The sequence below is a fragment of the Bacillus sp. BP-3 genome, from assembly GCF_028401955.1.
GTDB lineage: Bacteria > Bacillota > Bacilli > Bacillales > Bacillaceae_G > Bacillus_A.
Genome location: NZ_JAQOTJ010000004.1, coordinates 158,850 through 173,642 on the forward strand (window position 1 = coordinate 158,850; position 14,793 = coordinate 173,642).

Here is a 14,793-nt window from a genome sequence, read left to right on the forward strand (position 1 = left end):
CTCACTCCTTATAATTCCAGTTGCTTTTCTTTTGAAAGCTCAAATGCACGATGAAGTGCATTTACAGCATCTACAAGTTTCTCTTCTTTTACAAGTACCCATATTGTTGTATGACTATCTGCTGATTGCAATATTTGAACTCCATTTTCAGCTAACGCTGTCACAATTTTTGCAGTAACACCTGGAACACCTGCGATACCAGCTCCAACAATAGATACTTTTGCACAGTGCTCTGTTACAAGTGGATTATATCCAAGTTTATGAAGTACTTCAACCGCTCGATCTGCAACATCATCACTAACTGTGTATGCTACTCCCGTAGGAGAAATATTGATTAAATCTACGCTAATCTTTTCTTTTGCCATTTCTTTGAACACTTCTGTTTGTAGATCGTATGCTCCGTCCTTGGCCAACACTTTAATTTGCGTGACACTTGAAGAATGAGCAATACCAGTTACAGGACGCTCTTGTACGTCGCGTGCCCCATCATACGCTGCAATTAAAGTTCCCTCGCTGTCAGAATACGTAGAACGTACACGCAATGGTACTTTAGCATGCATCGCAATTTCAATCGCACGCGGATGAACAACCTTTGCACCTTGATATGCCATATTACAGATTTCATTATATGTTACATTTTCAAGATGACGCGCATCTTTTACGATACGTGGATCAGCTGTCATCACACCTTCTACATCTGTAAAGATATCAATATATTCGGCATGAAGCGCAACACCTAATGCTGACGCTGATGTATCACTTCCACCGCGACCAAGTGTTGTCGTATCGCCTTCTTTTGTTTGTCCTTGGAATCCTGTTACGACAATTACATCTACTTCTTCTAACTCTTTTCGGATACGTTCACAGTCCATTTCAATAATTTTAGCGTTTGTAAAATCATCATTTGTAATAAAGCCTGCTTGCGCACCATTGAATGCTGCCGATTTAATTTCATTTTCATTTAACATATTGGAAAACACAATTGCCGAAATCAGCTCACCACAAGACAACAATAAATCTTGTTCACGTTTTGAAATAAACGATTGTTTTTCATTTACAAGGCCTAATAATGTATCAGTCGCGTATGGCTCACCTTTGCGCCCCATCGCAGATACAACAACTACAATTTTATAGCCTTCTTTCAACGATCTTTTAATGTGGTGAAGGGCGTGTTTTCGACCATTTTCATCACGTACAGATGTACCACCAAATTTTTGGACAATAATTTTCATTTTTGCACCTTCTTTTAGCCGTTTACACTAATTGTAATTTCACTAATCGTTCTGCAATTTGAACAGAGTTCCATGCAGCACCTTTTAATAAGTTATCAGATACGACCCAAAGATGGAATCCTTTATCATTGTTTAGATCTTTACGAATGCGACCAACAAATACTTCATTTTTACCAACTGCAGTTGCTGGCATTGGGTATACTTGTTCTGCTGGATTATCTTGCAGTACAACTCCTTCTGCATTCGCTAACAGGGTACGCAGCTCTTCTACTGTCACACCTTCTTTTTCCACTTCAATATACACAGATTCAGAATGACCTGATACAACTGGCAAGCGAACACACGTTGCCGCTACTTCAAGTTCTGGCATATGCATAATTTTCTTTGTTTCATTAATCATTTTCATTTCTTCAAATGTAAAGCCATTATCTTCAAACTTATCAATTTGCGGAATCGCATTAAATGCAATTTGATAATGCTTTTCATCACCTTTTACTGGTAAAACATTTGCTTTTGCTTCTTCACCGTTTAAAATGGCTTGTGATTGTTCATGTAGCTCTTCAATTGCAGCCGCTCCTGCTCCTGATACAGCTTGATATGTGGAAACGATTACTCGTTTTAAACCAAAGTTTTGACGAACTGGTTCAAGAGCAACTACCATTTGAATGGTAGAACAATTTGGATTTGCAATAATTCCATTATGCTCTAATAAATCTTTTTCGTTTACTTCTGGTACAACAAGCGGGACATTTTCTGTCATGCGAAACGCACTCGTATTATCGACAACGATTGCACCGCGTTTTGCTGCTTCTGGTGCTAATTGTTTTGATACAGATCCACCCGCACTGAAGAGTGCAATATCCACTCCTTCAAAACTTTCAGGAGTAGCCTCTTGTACAGTTACTTCTTCTCCTTTAAATAAAAGCGTTTTACCTGCAGAACGTTTAGATGAAAGTAACGATAACTTTCCAATAGGAAAATTACGTTTCTCTAAAGTATTTAACATTTGTTCACCAACTGCGCCGGTTGCTCCAACTACAGCGACATGAAAAGATTTTTTCTTTTCCATCACTATGCCCCTTTCTAGGTACCAATCCTTCTATACTTAGAATAAAAAGGAGTAACAAATACTCCTTCTCATTCTTAATAGAATTAATTTTATCATATTCTGCGATAAGAATGATGGTTTCATGAAAAAAATTGTCTGTTTTTTGATTGTTAATTCATATACTTGAATTTTTCTACAACTACAGGTTGGAGTTGTTTCCCTTCCAGCGATTCAACAATTGTATCTTGCAGTAATTCCATACGCGCTACCATAGAATTGGGCTTATTGTGCGGTGAATCTTGCCCAAATGGCACAAAATAGATATTTTTTGTTGCCATTAGGCGCATTAGGTTTACACCAACATGGTAATAACAATATATATTTTTTTACTTCCTTCTATTATACATGAAACAGTGTGATGAAAAAAAATAAATACAAAAGAATAAAAGCCCTTCTCACATGAGAGGGCTTGTTTCTTTATTCATTAAGTCTCGTGAATAAGTATCTTCTAAATATCTATATGCAACAGCCTCTTCTTTTGTCATTTCTCTTACATAAATTGATTCCTCACGTGTCACTGGTTCTAATAATACCAATCCCGACATATTTCTATATACCCTTCTAAAATCCACTTTACCTTCCTCGCTCAGAAGTTTACTAAGAAACAGTTCAACAGGAACAGGTGTTAAAAAATTATTATTTTCATCAATAAAATTAATATCTATGTTGTCATCGATTTCCCGAATGTGAAACAAGAAATTTTTATTTGGCTGCGATACTTGCACTAAGTACGCTGTTATCCTTTGTTCATCGATTACTGTCAATTCCACTAAAATCATCCCCTTTATTGTTATTACATGTAAAATTTTAACAACAGAATATTAACGAAGTGTAAATTCAGTATAAGTTTTCCATTAATATTAAAAGTTAATGATGCACTATTTTTATAATTAAATTGACTTTCAGACTTAAAAAACATCTTCAAAATAAAGATACTCTATTTCTGTCAATACAAAAATATATACTAATATGGTATAATTTTCATATTTCATTAAGTATGGAAAGGATTCAAGCGATGGGACAATTCCAAAGTAATTTTCAAACGGCACAGCAAATCGCGACGCAAATGGGAAACGCTGCTGACACAATCCAAAGTGCCACAAGTAGATCCATAACCAAATCGTCACGTACAACGTTATCCATCAACTCCAAAGCACAAGAAGCGAATCAACAAGCATTGGAATTAACAAAACGATTTTATAGTGCTTTTCAACAAGCTGTTAACAACATTCATTCTGTGGCCCAGGACTTTGAGCGTATGGATAACGAACTTCAAAGAATTTTCAAGTGATATAGCAACCTACACGAACATAGAAAAGTAGGAGTGAAAAAATGAGTCAAGATATCCAAAAACAAATGAGTCAACTGAACGAAAAAGTAAGAAGTCTGTCTGAAGAACAATATCAAAATCAACGCGCGATTCAAAGGCAAGAACAAGCGGAAGCAGATTTTTATCAATGGAAAGGGCGAAGCTATCGCTTGTTTGACCGTATATTAGAAACTTGGCATAATGATAGAGAACTAGGACAATTCTTTCTTAATTTGCGTCAAGATGCAGGGCAAATTGAACGAAAACTTACCCACGAATTGGAAGACCAAAAAGAAGCATTGCTAAAGGAAAAACAAAACCTAAGTAACCTAGAAAATGATCTTTACCATCAGCGCCAAAAATTAGCACTGGAGGTGAAGTCATGAGTCTAAACATGTATCTAGGAGAAGTGCAATCTCAAACACAAAGTATGAATGCTATGTGCACTGCAACGATTCAAGGAATGGAACAAGTCATCAATTCGATTGATGCTTTTGTATTCGATGCTGTTTTGCAAGGGCAAACGTATGACAGTGCAAAAGCATACTTTGCACAAACCTTCCGCCCTTTAGCACAAGGAATCATTTACTTGTGTGAAGAATTGATTCGTCAAAATGATGCCTTCCCAAACGATTTTCAATCCAAAGTAGCTTCAACAGATGTCATCGAACAAGAAATACTAGAACAAATGCGAGGGATTGATCAAACGAAAGCAGGTATGGAAGGAATTAGTAATGTCCTTCCAGCTATGCAAGCTATGATGGGGATTTTTGATTTGATGAAACAAAAGCTGCAAGAAAAGCTAGAACATCTACGTGAATTCAATTCTACTTCTAGTAGTAATTATGATACAGCACTCCAACTAGCTGCGAGCATTGCGCGAGGGCTTGCGGAAGTTCAAAGCGGAAAAGGTTTTAGTCCCGCATCAGGAACATTTAGTACGCAAGGATTGAATATGGAGTGGACGGGGCCTATTCAAACGATTACAGAGGAAAAAGCGCGTGAAGCTGAAATTGAAAAAGAACTTGAAGAAGAAATGGCCTTAGAAGAACAAGAAGCCAATATACCATGGTATCAAAAAACAGGTACCGCTGCTTTGGAATTTCTACAAGGTATTCCCGGATTTTCTCAAGGTTTTGACATTGCAATTGTCGAAAACGTTTTTGGATTAACACCACCTGTAAGTGATGAATTAGAAAACAGTACAAGCTATCAAGCTGGAAAGCTTACGGGACATGTTTTATCTGGGGCGTGGTCTATTGTAGAAATGTTTGCTGGTCTTACCCTCATAGGAGGCTCTAATTTTTTAACTCTAGCAGCGGAATTAGTGACTGTTGGGGGAGCAACCCCAATTGCTGTCCCGGTTAATGGCGTTCTTACAGTAGCTGGAGCTACTGCTGCTGGCCATGGTGGATTTGTCTGGTATAATACAATTCAAAATGGTAAGGATACTATTCAAAAAATCCAGTCTTCTTCGTCTTCTGGTGGATCTAAGGGGGCAACCAACCCTAATGCAATACGCAATGTAGGAGATGATATTCTAGATGTAATGGAAAGTAATGGTGGGCATACATTAGAAAAACATGTTTCTAAATCAAATGAAGATTTAATAAAAAGAGCCATACAAGAAGATGTGGATGCAACAAGTTATACTAATAAAAATACTGCAACAAAAGCGGTACAAGAAAATTTAAGAAAGAATGCTGATGAAATTTCTAAATGGCTAAATGAAGAAAAAGGTGGAAGAAAAGTTTTTGATGTTGAGCATAAATATAGTATAGGGAAAGGTGTATTAGAAGATAAAAAACAGGTTATGTATAACTTAAATAAATCAAGAGTAGTTTTAATAAGGGATAGCTCATCGGAAGTAGGATTTAGAATATTAACATCATTTCCTTTGCCGTAAAATAAGGAGAGATTAGAATGATTCATGAAAAACAATTAAGCAAATTAAGATATTTTCTCGAATGTTATTTTAATGTAAGTGCTGATTATTCAGAATTAGATACGCTTATTAAGGAATATAAAGATATTGAAAATGCTGAATACATTAAAGATTTGAAAGAAGAAATTAGCATAGTATTATCAGTAGATAATATAGAATTCATCAGAGGTTTTATAAAAAAATATGGAATGAGAAATATGAAAAGTGATGATAAAATTATATGGTTTTTGAATCATATAAAAAACAATATTTAAATGCATACAGCCAATAAAATTCCTAATAATTTTTAAGCCTGATGTGTTCTTAAATCGGGCTATACCACCTATTTCGCAAAGTATAATAGCAGCTGTAACAGCTTCAATCTAGGTATTGAAATAAAGGTATATACATTGAAACTGATGCTATTGAAGATACAACAGTATGGATTTTTGTATATATTCTAAAGGCGGGCAAAACTAGCTCTAATGATTGTAATTGGTGAAACGTTGTGAACTGTTTCTTTTGTGAATTTCTCCATCATATTTTTAAATTTATTGCTGGTGTTCTTTACTGAGATAAAAAATATGGACACTGTGTAACTTAGACATCCTTAAAGAAACATATGAAAATATTAGAAAAGCCGCCTTCATAGGCGGTTTTATTTTACGTTTATACTATCATTCCCTCTAAACTTGCTTCTATCTTGTCTAAAACTAGCTTTTTTGGATATGAAAATGCCGTTATTTCTTCCTTCCTCATATGACAAGTCAAATCATCTATCTACAACTGAAGATAATGGAGCAAGATTTTTAGGGGATTCTAAAGAGGCTCCTGAATAAATATTGAAAGATGCAATGAACAATGGAACGGTCCAGTCAGTAGCGGATAATGGATTAACTAAAATGGGAAAACAAAGTTATTCAGTAATAATTGATGCTGGAAAAACTGTAGGGACAAAGGAAGAAAACCTAATATTCCGTCCTTTAGCGCAAGGAATTATTTACTTATGTGAAGAATTAATTCGCGAGAATAATGCCTTCCCGAACGATTTCCAGTCACAAGTCGCTACAACAGATGTCATCGAAGAAGAAATAAAGGAACAAATTCGAGGGATTGAGCAAACAAAAGCAGGTATTGAAGGAATCAGTAGTACCCTTCCAAGTATGAAAGTTATGGTAGACATGTTTGATGCTATGAAGCGAAAACTACAGGAAAAACTAGACCATCTACATCGATTTAATTATACTTCTAGTAGTAACTATGATACAGCAATCCAACTTGCTGCCAGCATTGCACGAGGGCTTGCGGAAGTTCAAAGCGGGAAAGGTTTTAGTTTCGCATCAGGGACATTTAGTACACAAGAACTAAATATGGATTGGGCAGCTCCTATTCAAGAAATTATAGCAAAACGTGAAGCAGAATGGTTTTCCAGTCAAGGTGTTGAAGAATTTGGTCAATCTGATTTCATGAAGAATGACAAGACTACATTAGATCAATTTAAAGAAGGATGGCAAATCGGTTCTGGACGAGCTGTTGGAGACGAAATCGAAGGTCTTAAAGCATTGAGTGACAAGGAAACGTGGGAAGATATGGTGTATGCTGCATCGCACCCTTTTAATACCCTTAGAACCATGTACAATGTCCTTTCAGATTCATATATTAAGAATGTAAAAAATGGTGATTTTGAAGATGCTGTAATATGGTTCAGTTATGGGGCAACACAATTCGCAATAGGTGCACTTTTTGATAAAGGTATTGGTACAATCGCAACAGTGTTAAAAGGAGCCAGATATGCAAGAGTAAAGGACGTCAAAGTACCACGTATACAACAAACTGTTACAAATTGGGTTGATAATTTAAGCATAGAAAATCGACTTGCTTTTGCCGATACTAATGGACTAAACTTAAAATCTTTCGATAATCCTATGTTTAATGAAGCTAAGGATACTTTTTTATTCTTCGATAAATATAAGTCTCATCCAAATTCTATTTTTTTGAACAATAAATCTGTCGAACACCTTTTTCATGGGAACTTTAATAGATATAGAGAAGCTGGTGGATACCATCATGAAAGTATGATGGGTGAAGGAAAAATAAAACCTGGTACTGAATCAACACCTAATCGTTTTGGTGTATATACTGCTGAAATCGAAGTTAGTGGAGTTCCGAAAAGCTCACCATCTACCTTTTTTCCAAAACATTGGGATAGAACACAAGTACTAGAAGCAATTCACGAGGCTTATAACAATAAAAGACGTATAAATGGTAATTTATATTCAGGTAGAACATCAGCAGGAATGGAAATTAGGTTGGTTCTTATTAATGATAAAATCATAACTGTTTATCCAATGTATTGAAGAATGTGAGGTACCAAAAAATGAAATATAACTATACTATAACAAAAAATGAAGATCTAGATTCTTTAAAAATAGAATTACCAAAAGGACTAGAAATTGTGGCAACATTTTTAGAAAACGATATACAAGGTATTCCAATTAAATGGTGGTTGCAAGAGATTGATGAAGTATTAAATAACTTAAAAGAATATAATGAATTTAAAGGTATATTATGTGCAGTTCAAGTAAAAAAAGATGAGACCATAATTGTCGATTTATATTCTATCCACGATCCTAATATATGTAAAATAGAAACAATCGAATTAAGAAAATTAATTGAAGTTTGGGGACAAGCACAAAAAGTTTATAAAGATAACAACTAAAAAAATTAGTTTCTATGAAGAAATTCATATTAAGCTATTTCTTTGGCATGGGCTCGGTATTGTACCGAGTTCATGTCTTTTAGTTTAGCTTTAATTCGTTTGTTATTGTAGTTATGTATTCCAACGTTTAATTAAACAAGATAAAATAACAACACCCTACTGGAAAATGCTGTGATTGTTTTGAAAAAAAGATAACCAAGAAAGTTTTATTATTACAGGATATCCAGAAAAGTAGAGGAGAGAATTTATATGGAAAGTAAATATAGCCCTTATAAAGAATTAGGTGATTTTTTTGCAGGAACATTTCACCAAGACATGGAATCACCTGAGGAAGCTCTTAGTGAATTTATAATGGAAGTTAATAAAACCTGTATCGAAAATACTATAAATGATATACTTTCATTTTTAAACGGTAATTTAACTGATAGTGAAAAAGAGGAATTTATTACATATAAAACTTATATTTATTTCCCTGCATTAAACTTAACAGCTATAGAATGGTTACAGCAGACCCTTGAAATACTAAAGGAATCTATAAAAGATAAAGAATAAAATTACACTAAACAAAGCCGACTCATAAGAGCCGGCTCTCGTCTTATCTAAGCCAATTTACATAAGGCTCATCAAAATACATCCAACCTTCTACACCTTCACCAGTTACATAAATCCAATTTTCGTAACGATAATGAACGTCATAAGCGGAACGCTTTGTAATTTTATTGATAACAACATCACCAGTACTCGCACCTTTTCTAAGGTTAACATCAGTTGCATTAACCCACACGACACCTTTACTTTTTCCGTCCTTATTGATTTTACAAACATCATCTCTCATCCAATTATCAGAATTTACTTTGTACCAAAAATGAGATCCATCGTATGACCACTCATAATACGTATGCCCTTGTCCTTTTGTAGTTTGTCGCATAATAGGTGCATTTACATTAGGTTCTTTACGAATATTAGCTACATCAGCAGTCGTTGTAAGGTACCCTAAAACTTCCTCTTGTGGAGGAGCAAGTTGAGAATCATTTCCTATAAACCATTCTAGTGACTTATCACCAATAAGTTTATTTACATCACAGTTGCCGATACCTTCCACATACCCACCAGTTGCATTATCAGCATACTGCCAAATATCGCATGCATATGCAGGCTTTGCTCCATAGCGAGGAATCCACAAGAAATCAGCTTGTACATTTTGTAATCCATAAGAGTCGTACATATGATGAGATACATAGAAACCTACTTTCCATCCTTCTGCTTTTAACGTGTCTATAAACGCTTGTGAAGCTTTTGCTAGATTAGTACCTCCACAGCTTGATAGAGTGTCGTCTTCAACGTCTAGTACTAAAAATTTAGCGTTAGGACTAACACGAGCCATAAAGTCTCTTGCTTCAACAATTGCATCTTCCACAGATACATAGCAGCCATATGCATAAGCAGCGTGTGGAATGCCTCGTTCTTCTAAATTTTCAACGTGTTGTTTGTATAAATAATCAGCTTTATTTGAACCATATTGTACACGGCAGATTGCTAAATCAAGATTTTGAGCAGCTACGTCCCAATTAATAGAGTCATTGTATTTTGAAATATCGATAATATTTTTTGTCATTATTTATTCTCTCCTTTTTGAACTTCTTCATGATCTGACCAAATACCTAAAGCAATGCCGAATAAGTAAACAGCTTGCTGTACCTTTTCTAAATCGCCTTCAAAACCTTTAACACCAAAAACAGGTAGCATTAATCCAAGGCATGAAAAAAGCGCAACCCATGTTTTCCAGTTGCGCAAACGCTTTTTAATATTTTCTTTGTTCATAATATCTCCTACTTTCCTGCAAATTTAAAAAGAGCCATTATCCCACCAGTGATAATAGCTCCAATAACTGTTGTACCAATCCAAAATACAAGCTTGTCCAGTTTATCTACACGCAAATGTGCGCTTTTTGCTGACTGTTGCGCCTCAATTGCAATATCTTTCACGTTTCCGAGTAAATCAAGTTTTGTTTCTACCCTTGTTAATCCAACTAGTAGTTCTCTGAATTCATCATGTTTTGGTTGTTCCAAGTCATCACCACCTTTCAAATAAAAAGAGAGACGTTTGTCCCTCTTTTAAGTACAATCAATATCTTACAATACGCCCTTCATTAACAATCCTAATATTCCCATGATAATAGAGCTAACTATGATTCTTAAAATCCAAGTTGTATTTGTGCTAATTTTCTCTAATTGCTTATTGATTGTAGTGATATCTTTTTCGCTAATGGTTACACGAGTTTCTATATTACGAATATCCCTCATGACTTCTTTGTTTTCTAATCTTAAATTTTCTAATTCTTTTTTTAAGTCTTCTAAGTTCTCCATGCATTCACACCCTTAAAATACTTCAAATAATATAATCCCTATATATTATGAGACAAGTCTTTTCATGGTGAATGTGTTCCAATTATTTTACACTAAAGCCGTATTTTGTTTTAAAAAATAAAAAAGCCTTACTTATTAGCAGACTTTGGTTTCAACTTCTCATTTTCTTCTATTAACTTTTGATTTTGTGCTTCTAGTTCGATTACGCGAGCCAGATAAATGTTTTTGTCGTGCGTAACCGCACTTAGTTGTTCTTCCACGACTTTTGCGTACATTTCTGCACTAGCTGTTATTTTCACTGTTAATCACCTTTTCTATTTTGTTTAATATTTCTTCAATTTTAGTTAATCTATCTTCCGTTTTTGTTCTGTATTCTTTATCTTCAATTACATGTTCTTTTAATGCAGCCATGTTAATGGAGCCCATTCCATATACATCAACACCAGTTCGATTTTTATCTGTCAATTGCGATGGAGCATCATCAGCTATAACACCATAGTGAATATTGATATCATTTATAGTTAATAGTTCATCATCTTCTTTACGTTCTGCACGTCTTTTATAAAGTTCTTCCATATCAGATTTATAGTAATATTCTTTTATTTCGGCTTGCATAACAACGTCTAAGGCACTAAATTGTAAATCTTTAATTCCTGTTTTTAGTTTTCTTTGTGAAGAGTTTCGGAATGCAGCTGCTGCTATACCTTTTGGACCAGAACCACTTGCATTTTTAACTTGAAAATCTCCATCCCACCCATCATCGCAACATAACATTGACTTATACATAGTTAAATGTGAACCGCCACTTTCGGCAATCCACTCATTCTTATAATTTGTACCGTTACTAAAATTCCGGAAAATGATTCCGTGCGTTGATAACAATGAAGATTCGCTTTTTTCAGGATTACTAAGTGTAATCGTTGGTCTCCATCCCATACCTGAGTCATATGTTTGAGCAGTAATATTTTTATTTTGACCAGCATCATTTAAAACAAACATTCTACCATTATATGATCCACCATCATTGCCATTGTTAAACTTCATTCCCCATGATCCAATTTCTACGGAGTTTGCTAATCCACCATCTTCTTTATATCCTCTACTATAGAAAAGCCCTTTTTCCAAACCCGTAACAATTTTCTTCGCCCATGTGTTAGACTCACTTGGAGTTACAAAACCTTGTGTAAAAACTTTACCATTGGACATCTCTGAAAAGTTGTTTCCATCGTTTGGATCTTTTGCTCTAATAGTGATACCTTCTAAAAACTTACCTGCAATTGATTCTGCTGTTACTGCACCAATTAAATTTATACGCTTCGCTTCTATTTTAATTGCTTCAGCTGTTTGGTTAATACTCGAAACTACATTACCGACTCTAACTGTACTTAGAATATCTTTTTCAGTAACACTGATACGTGCTTCCATTTCTTTCACATAAGCACCTGTAGCATATTTACCATCGGATTCTACCCGTGTATATACTTCGGTCTTTTTAGCTGCAAGGCTAATTCCTTCTTTTGTTGCAGAAATATCCCGGTCGATTTGCTCTGTTTTCTTGTTATAGTCGGCAGTCGCTACTTTTTCAGCAATTTGTCCGAGTAACTCATCTCTACCAACTACATCCATTGCATTTTCAGTAAACTCAGATGGTTTTGTTCCACGTTGTAACATCATTTTAGACGCCCACAACTTACCATTTCTTGATACAAAGAACATCGCATTTACAGCTGCGGTTCCTGCTGGTGCTTTAGCAGTTAAAAACGATTGTTTCCAAACGTTGTTTTCTAAAGCGATATTGGAACCTGGAAAAAATATTCTTTTTCCTGTAGCATCATAGAAATTAATACAAATGATTGCGCCTTTATCAAATTTACTTTTATCATCAGTCATAAACCAACCAGACATAACAAAATTTTCACCTTCTGATGCAGGAACATTTTCACTTGTTGCACCTCGCCAGGAATCTGCAGCTAAATTACTTTGATTAGACAAAATACTATAACAACCATTGTAAGTCGTAACTGTATCTCGTGTAACACTAGTTCCCAATGTCCAATGGCTTGCATCTTTTCTCAACAATGAATTTTTGATCAAGTTATCCATTCCTATGCTGCTAACATAGTTACCAACTTCGGTAATAGACACTTTTGCTTTGATAGCTTCAGCTTGTGTCTCAAGTGTGGATTGCGCCTGTTTGATTTGTTCACCTTGCGTTGTTTGTGTTTTAGAAATACTTTCTACACTCTGTTTAATAGAATCCGTTGTACGGGTTAATTCAGCTGTTTTCTGTTCGAATTGACCTTGTTTTTGTTCAACGCTCGTTAATTTCTCAGTAATTTGCCCAGCCTTTTCTTCAATCTCGGTTGTTTTTTTAGACAGATTTCCAACGGTTGTTTTTTGTTCATCCACAGTTGCTTTTATATCTGAGATAGTACGGGTATTTCCTTCTGCTGTTTGTTTTGCTTCATTAGCTGTTTTACTGACTTGTGATACATTATTACCAAAATCAGTAACACTTTGCTTTGTTGCCATTTGACTGATAGCTGTATCTGTCTGTGTAAACTTAGTGCTAATGTCATCAAACTTCTTAATGTTTCCATTCTTATCTGTTTCGTATATTTGTTTACTCACAAAACCTTCAAGCTTTTTATCACTTTCCTCTTTTGTATAAACACCACTTTTATCAGCTTTGTCTTTTAATTGACTATCAAGCCACTCTTTATCAGCTAGGTCTTGCATATCAGATAAAATTTGTTGTATTTCCTTGTTTGTTTTTTCCTCAGAAGCCTTGATTGCACCATCAACGTCTGGAACGATTATATCCCACGTTATACCGTTCCATTTTTTCAGAATCCCTGGTTTCCCTTTCGAGGTATCCAGCCATAGCGTTTTACCTGGTTCAAGATTAGTTGTTGGTTCCGTATTACTCTCAATAATAGTAGTTTGAAAGTTCTTTTGGTTTTCTTTCACAAGCTCCGCAAGTTTCTTTGCTGCTTCACTTTCTTGCTTGGCTTCTTCTGCTTTTTTATCTGTCATAGCATTGATACGGTCTGTATAGTTATTGGATTCCTCTAATAACCTTTGATCCAATTCTCTTACTACAGAAAGAATATCAGCCGTCCATTTCTTTTGTTCTTCAGTACGGTCCACAAGTTCATCTCGTTTGTTACTAAACTCATAATTATTTGGTGTCTGTTCATATGGATAACGGGTACGTTTTACAACGCGCACATCAAAATCCATATTGTACTTATGATGTTGAAGGATTGCTTTATCTCCAACCTTAGGTTCATTAGAATCATCGAAATTAGCTTCTTTGTGGTCCACAGTAATAGAAACAACCGGAATATCATTTACAGCCTCTTCACAACGTTTCTTCGCTGTTTCTTTATCTTTAATTTTGTCATCTTCAATGTTTTCAGCTTGTCTGTATCGAATTAGTTCCGGCATTTTATATTTCAATGGCGATTCATAATAATACGTAAATTGTGGACCACCACCTTCCTCTTCTGAAGGAGTATGTCCTAATAACCAAACAGAGAAAGAACAATTTCTATCATCTGTTGTTTTCTTAATGGCATTCACGTTATAACCAAACTTATATAGCTTGTCTGTCGTTTTGCCAATGCGATCCGCAAAGATAACGGTCATATTATCGAAAATACATTCAATATCAAACCGTTCTAGTACTTTACGGATCATTTTCATTCGAGATTCGCCACCGAAGTTATCGAACTGTAATTGTATTTTTTTCGAGCAATGATTGATGTATTTGAAGTTACTACCTTGAAAGGTATGTGATAACGCTTCTTCTATAGAGAAATATCCAGTTACCTTTTTTTCTTGTGTTTGTAAAGATAATTCAGCACCAATTTGAATTGCATCACAGTCCTTAAATCCAAGTTCATCTTGTTGGTTGACTAGAATAATGTAGTACTGTCCTTCAAAGATAAGTAGATTCCTATCCTCTACATACGGATAAACACGCTTATTCTTATCAGTATCTGGAACCTCAAAGCGAATAGAGGACGGTTCGTTCTTGCCCTCTATCACCTCAAAAAGTTTCATATCAACTAAATGAAATTGTTCACCCGTTGATAACTGTTCAATCTTAGGTCTTTCCACTCGCTTCATA

Annotated in this window: 17 protein-coding genes and 1 pseudogene; 7 read left to right on the top strand and 11 right to left on the bottom strand. The window is 35.1% G+C overall.

From position 1 onward, the window contains the following. Positions 1-8 precede the first annotated feature (8 nt). The 4 genes and pseudogenes from dapG to PLX19_RS08445 form a co-directional block, all read right to left on the bottom strand. Entirely contained in the window at positions 9-1,232 is a 1,224-nt protein-coding gene (gene dapG / locus PLX19_RS08430; RefSeq protein ID WP_272188076.1) for an aspartate kinase, read from the bottom strand. A gap of 22 nt (positions 1,233-1,254) precedes the next feature. Then, positions 1,255-2,301, bottom strand: a complete 1,047-nt coding sequence (gene asd, locus PLX19_RS08435; protein ID WP_272188077.1) for an aspartate-semialdehyde dehydrogenase — start codon at positions 2,299-2,301, stop codon at positions 1,255-1,257. Positions 2,302-2,450: 149 nt separating this feature from the next. Beyond that, positions 2,451-2,639 (bottom strand): annotated as a pseudogene (spoVFB, locus tag PLX19_RS08440) (dipicolinate synthase subunit B); the annotation flags it as partial. A 96-nt stretch (positions 2,640-2,735) separates the two neighbouring features. Then, positions 2,736-3,110 carry a hypothetical protein gene (locus tag PLX19_RS08445; RefSeq protein WP_272188078.1) on the bottom strand — a complete coding sequence of 125 codons (375 nt, stop codon included), beginning with the start codon at positions 3,108-3,110 and terminating at the stop codon, positions 2,736-2,738. Positions 3,111-3,355: 245 nt separating this feature from the next. On the opposite strand from PLX19_RS08445, the gene PLX19_RS08450 reads away from it, so the two are divergent. The 6 genes from PLX19_RS08450 (at position 3,356) to PLX19_RS08475 (ending at position 8,292) form a co-directional block, all read left to right on the top strand. Then, positions 3,356-3,631 carry a TIGR04197 family type VII secretion effector gene (locus tag PLX19_RS08450; protein WP_272188349.1) on the top strand — a complete coding sequence of 92 codons (276 nt, stop codon included), beginning with the start codon at positions 3,356-3,358 and terminating at the stop codon, positions 3,629-3,631. A 41-nt stretch (positions 3,632-3,672) separates the two neighbouring features. After that, the gene (locus PLX19_RS08455) at positions 3,673-4,035 is read left to right on the top strand and encodes a DUF3958 family protein (RefSeq protein WP_272188079.1); all 363 of its coding nucleotides are present in this window, start codon (positions 3,673-3,675) and stop codon (positions 4,033-4,035) included. Continuing rightward, positions 4,032-5,555, top strand: coding sequence for an RNase A-like domain-containing protein (locus PLX19_RS08460; protein WP_272188080.1), 1,524 nt, complete (start codon positions 4,032-4,034; stop codon positions 5,553-5,555). Before PLX19_RS08455 ends, PLX19_RS08460 begins: the two co-directional genes overlap by 4 nt. A 17-nt stretch (positions 5,556-5,572) precedes the next feature. Beyond that, positions 5,573-5,848 carry a hypothetical protein gene (locus tag PLX19_RS08465; RefSeq protein WP_272188081.1) on the top strand — a complete coding sequence of 92 codons (276 nt, stop codon included), beginning with the start codon at positions 5,573-5,575 and terminating at the stop codon, positions 5,846-5,848. A gap of 567 nt (positions 5,849-6,415) precedes the next feature. Next, positions 6,416-7,930: an EndoU domain-containing protein gene (locus PLX19_RS08470; protein WP_272188082.1), complete on the top strand. Its 1,515-nt coding sequence runs from the start codon at positions 6,416-6,418 to the stop codon at positions 7,928-7,930. Positions 7,931-7,950: 20 nt separating this feature from the next. Continuing rightward, positions 7,951-8,292: a hypothetical protein gene (locus PLX19_RS08475; RefSeq protein ID WP_272188083.1), complete on the top strand. Its 342-nt coding sequence runs from the start codon at positions 7,951-7,953 to the stop codon at positions 8,290-8,292. 29 nt (positions 8,293-8,321) lie between these two features. On the opposite strand, the gene PLX19_RS26160 is transcribed toward PLX19_RS08475, so the two are convergent. Further along, positions 8,322-8,411 carry an IS3 family transposase gene (locus tag PLX19_RS26160; RefSeq protein WP_442869039.1) on the bottom strand — a complete coding sequence of 30 codons (90 nt, stop codon included), beginning with the start codon at positions 8,409-8,411 and terminating at the stop codon, positions 8,322-8,324. Positions 8,412-8,541: 130 nt separating this feature from the next. Here PLX19_RS26160 and PLX19_RS08480 point away from each other — a divergent pair, with 130 nt between their 5' ends. Further along, positions 8,542-8,844 carry a contact-dependent growth inhibition system immunity protein gene (locus tag PLX19_RS08480; protein WP_272188084.1) on the top strand — a complete coding sequence of 101 codons (303 nt, stop codon included), beginning with the start codon at positions 8,542-8,544 and terminating at the stop codon, positions 8,842-8,844. A 43-nt stretch (positions 8,845-8,887) separates the two neighbouring features. Here the strand turns inward: PLX19_RS08480 and PLX19_RS08485 are convergent, their stop codons facing one another. From PLX19_RS08485 to PLX19_RS08510, 6 genes are all read right to left on the bottom strand, one after another. Beyond that, positions 8,888-9,907 (bottom strand): GH25 family lysozyme, encoded by a 1,020-nt coding sequence (locus PLX19_RS08485; RefSeq protein WP_272188085.1) that lies wholly within the window; start codon positions 9,905-9,907, stop codon positions 8,888-8,890. Further along, positions 9,907-10,113 (bottom strand): hypothetical protein, encoded by a 207-nt coding sequence (locus PLX19_RS08490; protein WP_272188086.1) that lies wholly within the window; start codon positions 10,111-10,113, stop codon positions 9,907-9,909. Before PLX19_RS08490 ends, PLX19_RS08485 begins: the two co-directional genes overlap by 1 nt. Positions 10,114-10,121: 8 nt before the next feature. Then, positions 10,122-10,361 carry a hemolysin XhlA family protein gene (locus PLX19_RS08495; RefSeq protein WP_272188087.1) on the bottom strand — a complete coding sequence of 80 codons (240 nt, stop codon included), beginning with the start codon at positions 10,359-10,361 and terminating at the stop codon, positions 10,122-10,124. A gap of 63 nt (positions 10,362-10,424) precedes the next feature. Then, entirely contained in the window at positions 10,425-10,658 is a 234-nt protein-coding gene (locus tag PLX19_RS08500; protein WP_272188088.1) for a hypothetical protein, read from the bottom strand. A 128-nt stretch (positions 10,659-10,786) separates the two neighbouring features. Next, entirely contained in the window at positions 10,787-10,957 is a 171-nt protein-coding gene (locus PLX19_RS08505; RefSeq protein ID WP_272188089.1) for a hypothetical protein, read from the bottom strand. Beyond that, on the bottom strand, positions 10,941-14,792 hold the full coding sequence (locus PLX19_RS08510; protein ID WP_272188091.1) for a phage tail protein: 3,852 nt from the start codon (positions 14,790-14,792) through the stop codon (positions 10,941-10,943). Before PLX19_RS08510 ends, PLX19_RS08505 begins: the two co-directional genes overlap by 17 nt. Position 14,793 lies beyond the last annotated feature (1 nt).

What these genes read in the sequence shown, in the direction of transcription:
- dapG (WP_272188076.1), bottom strand. Translation starts at nt 1,232, where the DNA reads ATGAAAATTATTGTCCAAAAATTTGGTGGTACATCTGTACGTGATGAA.
- asd (WP_272188077.1), bottom strand. Translation starts at nt 2,301, where the DNA reads ATGGAAAAGAAAAAATCTTTTCATGTCGCTGTAGTTGGAGCAACCGGC.
- PLX19_RS08450 (WP_272188349.1), top strand. Translation starts at nt 3,356, where the DNA reads ATGGGACAATTCCAAAGTAATTTTCAAACGGCACAGCAAATCGCGACG.
- PLX19_RS08455 (WP_272188079.1), top strand. Translation starts at nt 3,673, where the DNA reads ATGAGTCAAGATATCCAAAAACAAATGAGTCAACTGAACGAAAAAGTA.
- PLX19_RS08460 (WP_272188080.1), top strand. Translation starts at nt 4,032, where the DNA reads ATGAGTCTAAACATGTATCTAGGAGAAGTGCAATCTCAAACACAAAGT.
- PLX19_RS08465 (WP_272188081.1), top strand. Translation starts at nt 5,573, where the DNA reads ATGATTCATGAAAAACAATTAAGCAAATTAAGATATTTTCTCGAATGT.
- PLX19_RS08475 (WP_272188083.1), top strand. Translation starts at nt 7,951, where the DNA reads ATGAAATATAACTATACTATAACAAAAAATGAAGATCTAGATTCTTTA.
- PLX19_RS08480 (WP_272188084.1), top strand. Translation starts at nt 8,542, where the DNA reads ATGGAAAGTAAATATAGCCCTTATAAAGAATTAGGTGATTTTTTTGCA.
- PLX19_RS08485 (WP_272188085.1), bottom strand. Translation starts at nt 9,907, where the DNA reads ATGACAAAAAATATTATCGATATTTCAAAATACAATGACTCTATTAAT.
- PLX19_RS08490 (WP_272188086.1), bottom strand. Translation starts at nt 10,113, where the DNA reads ATGAACAAAGAAAATATTAAAAAGCGTTTGCGCAACTGGAAAACATGG.
- PLX19_RS08500 (WP_272188088.1), bottom strand. Translation starts at nt 10,658, where the DNA reads ATGGAGAACTTAGAAGACTTAAAAAAAGAATTAGAAAATTTAAGATTA.
- PLX19_RS08510 (WP_272188091.1), bottom strand. Translation starts at nt 14,792, where the DNA reads ATGAAGCGAGTGGAAAGACCTAAGATTGAACAGTTATCAACGGGTGAA.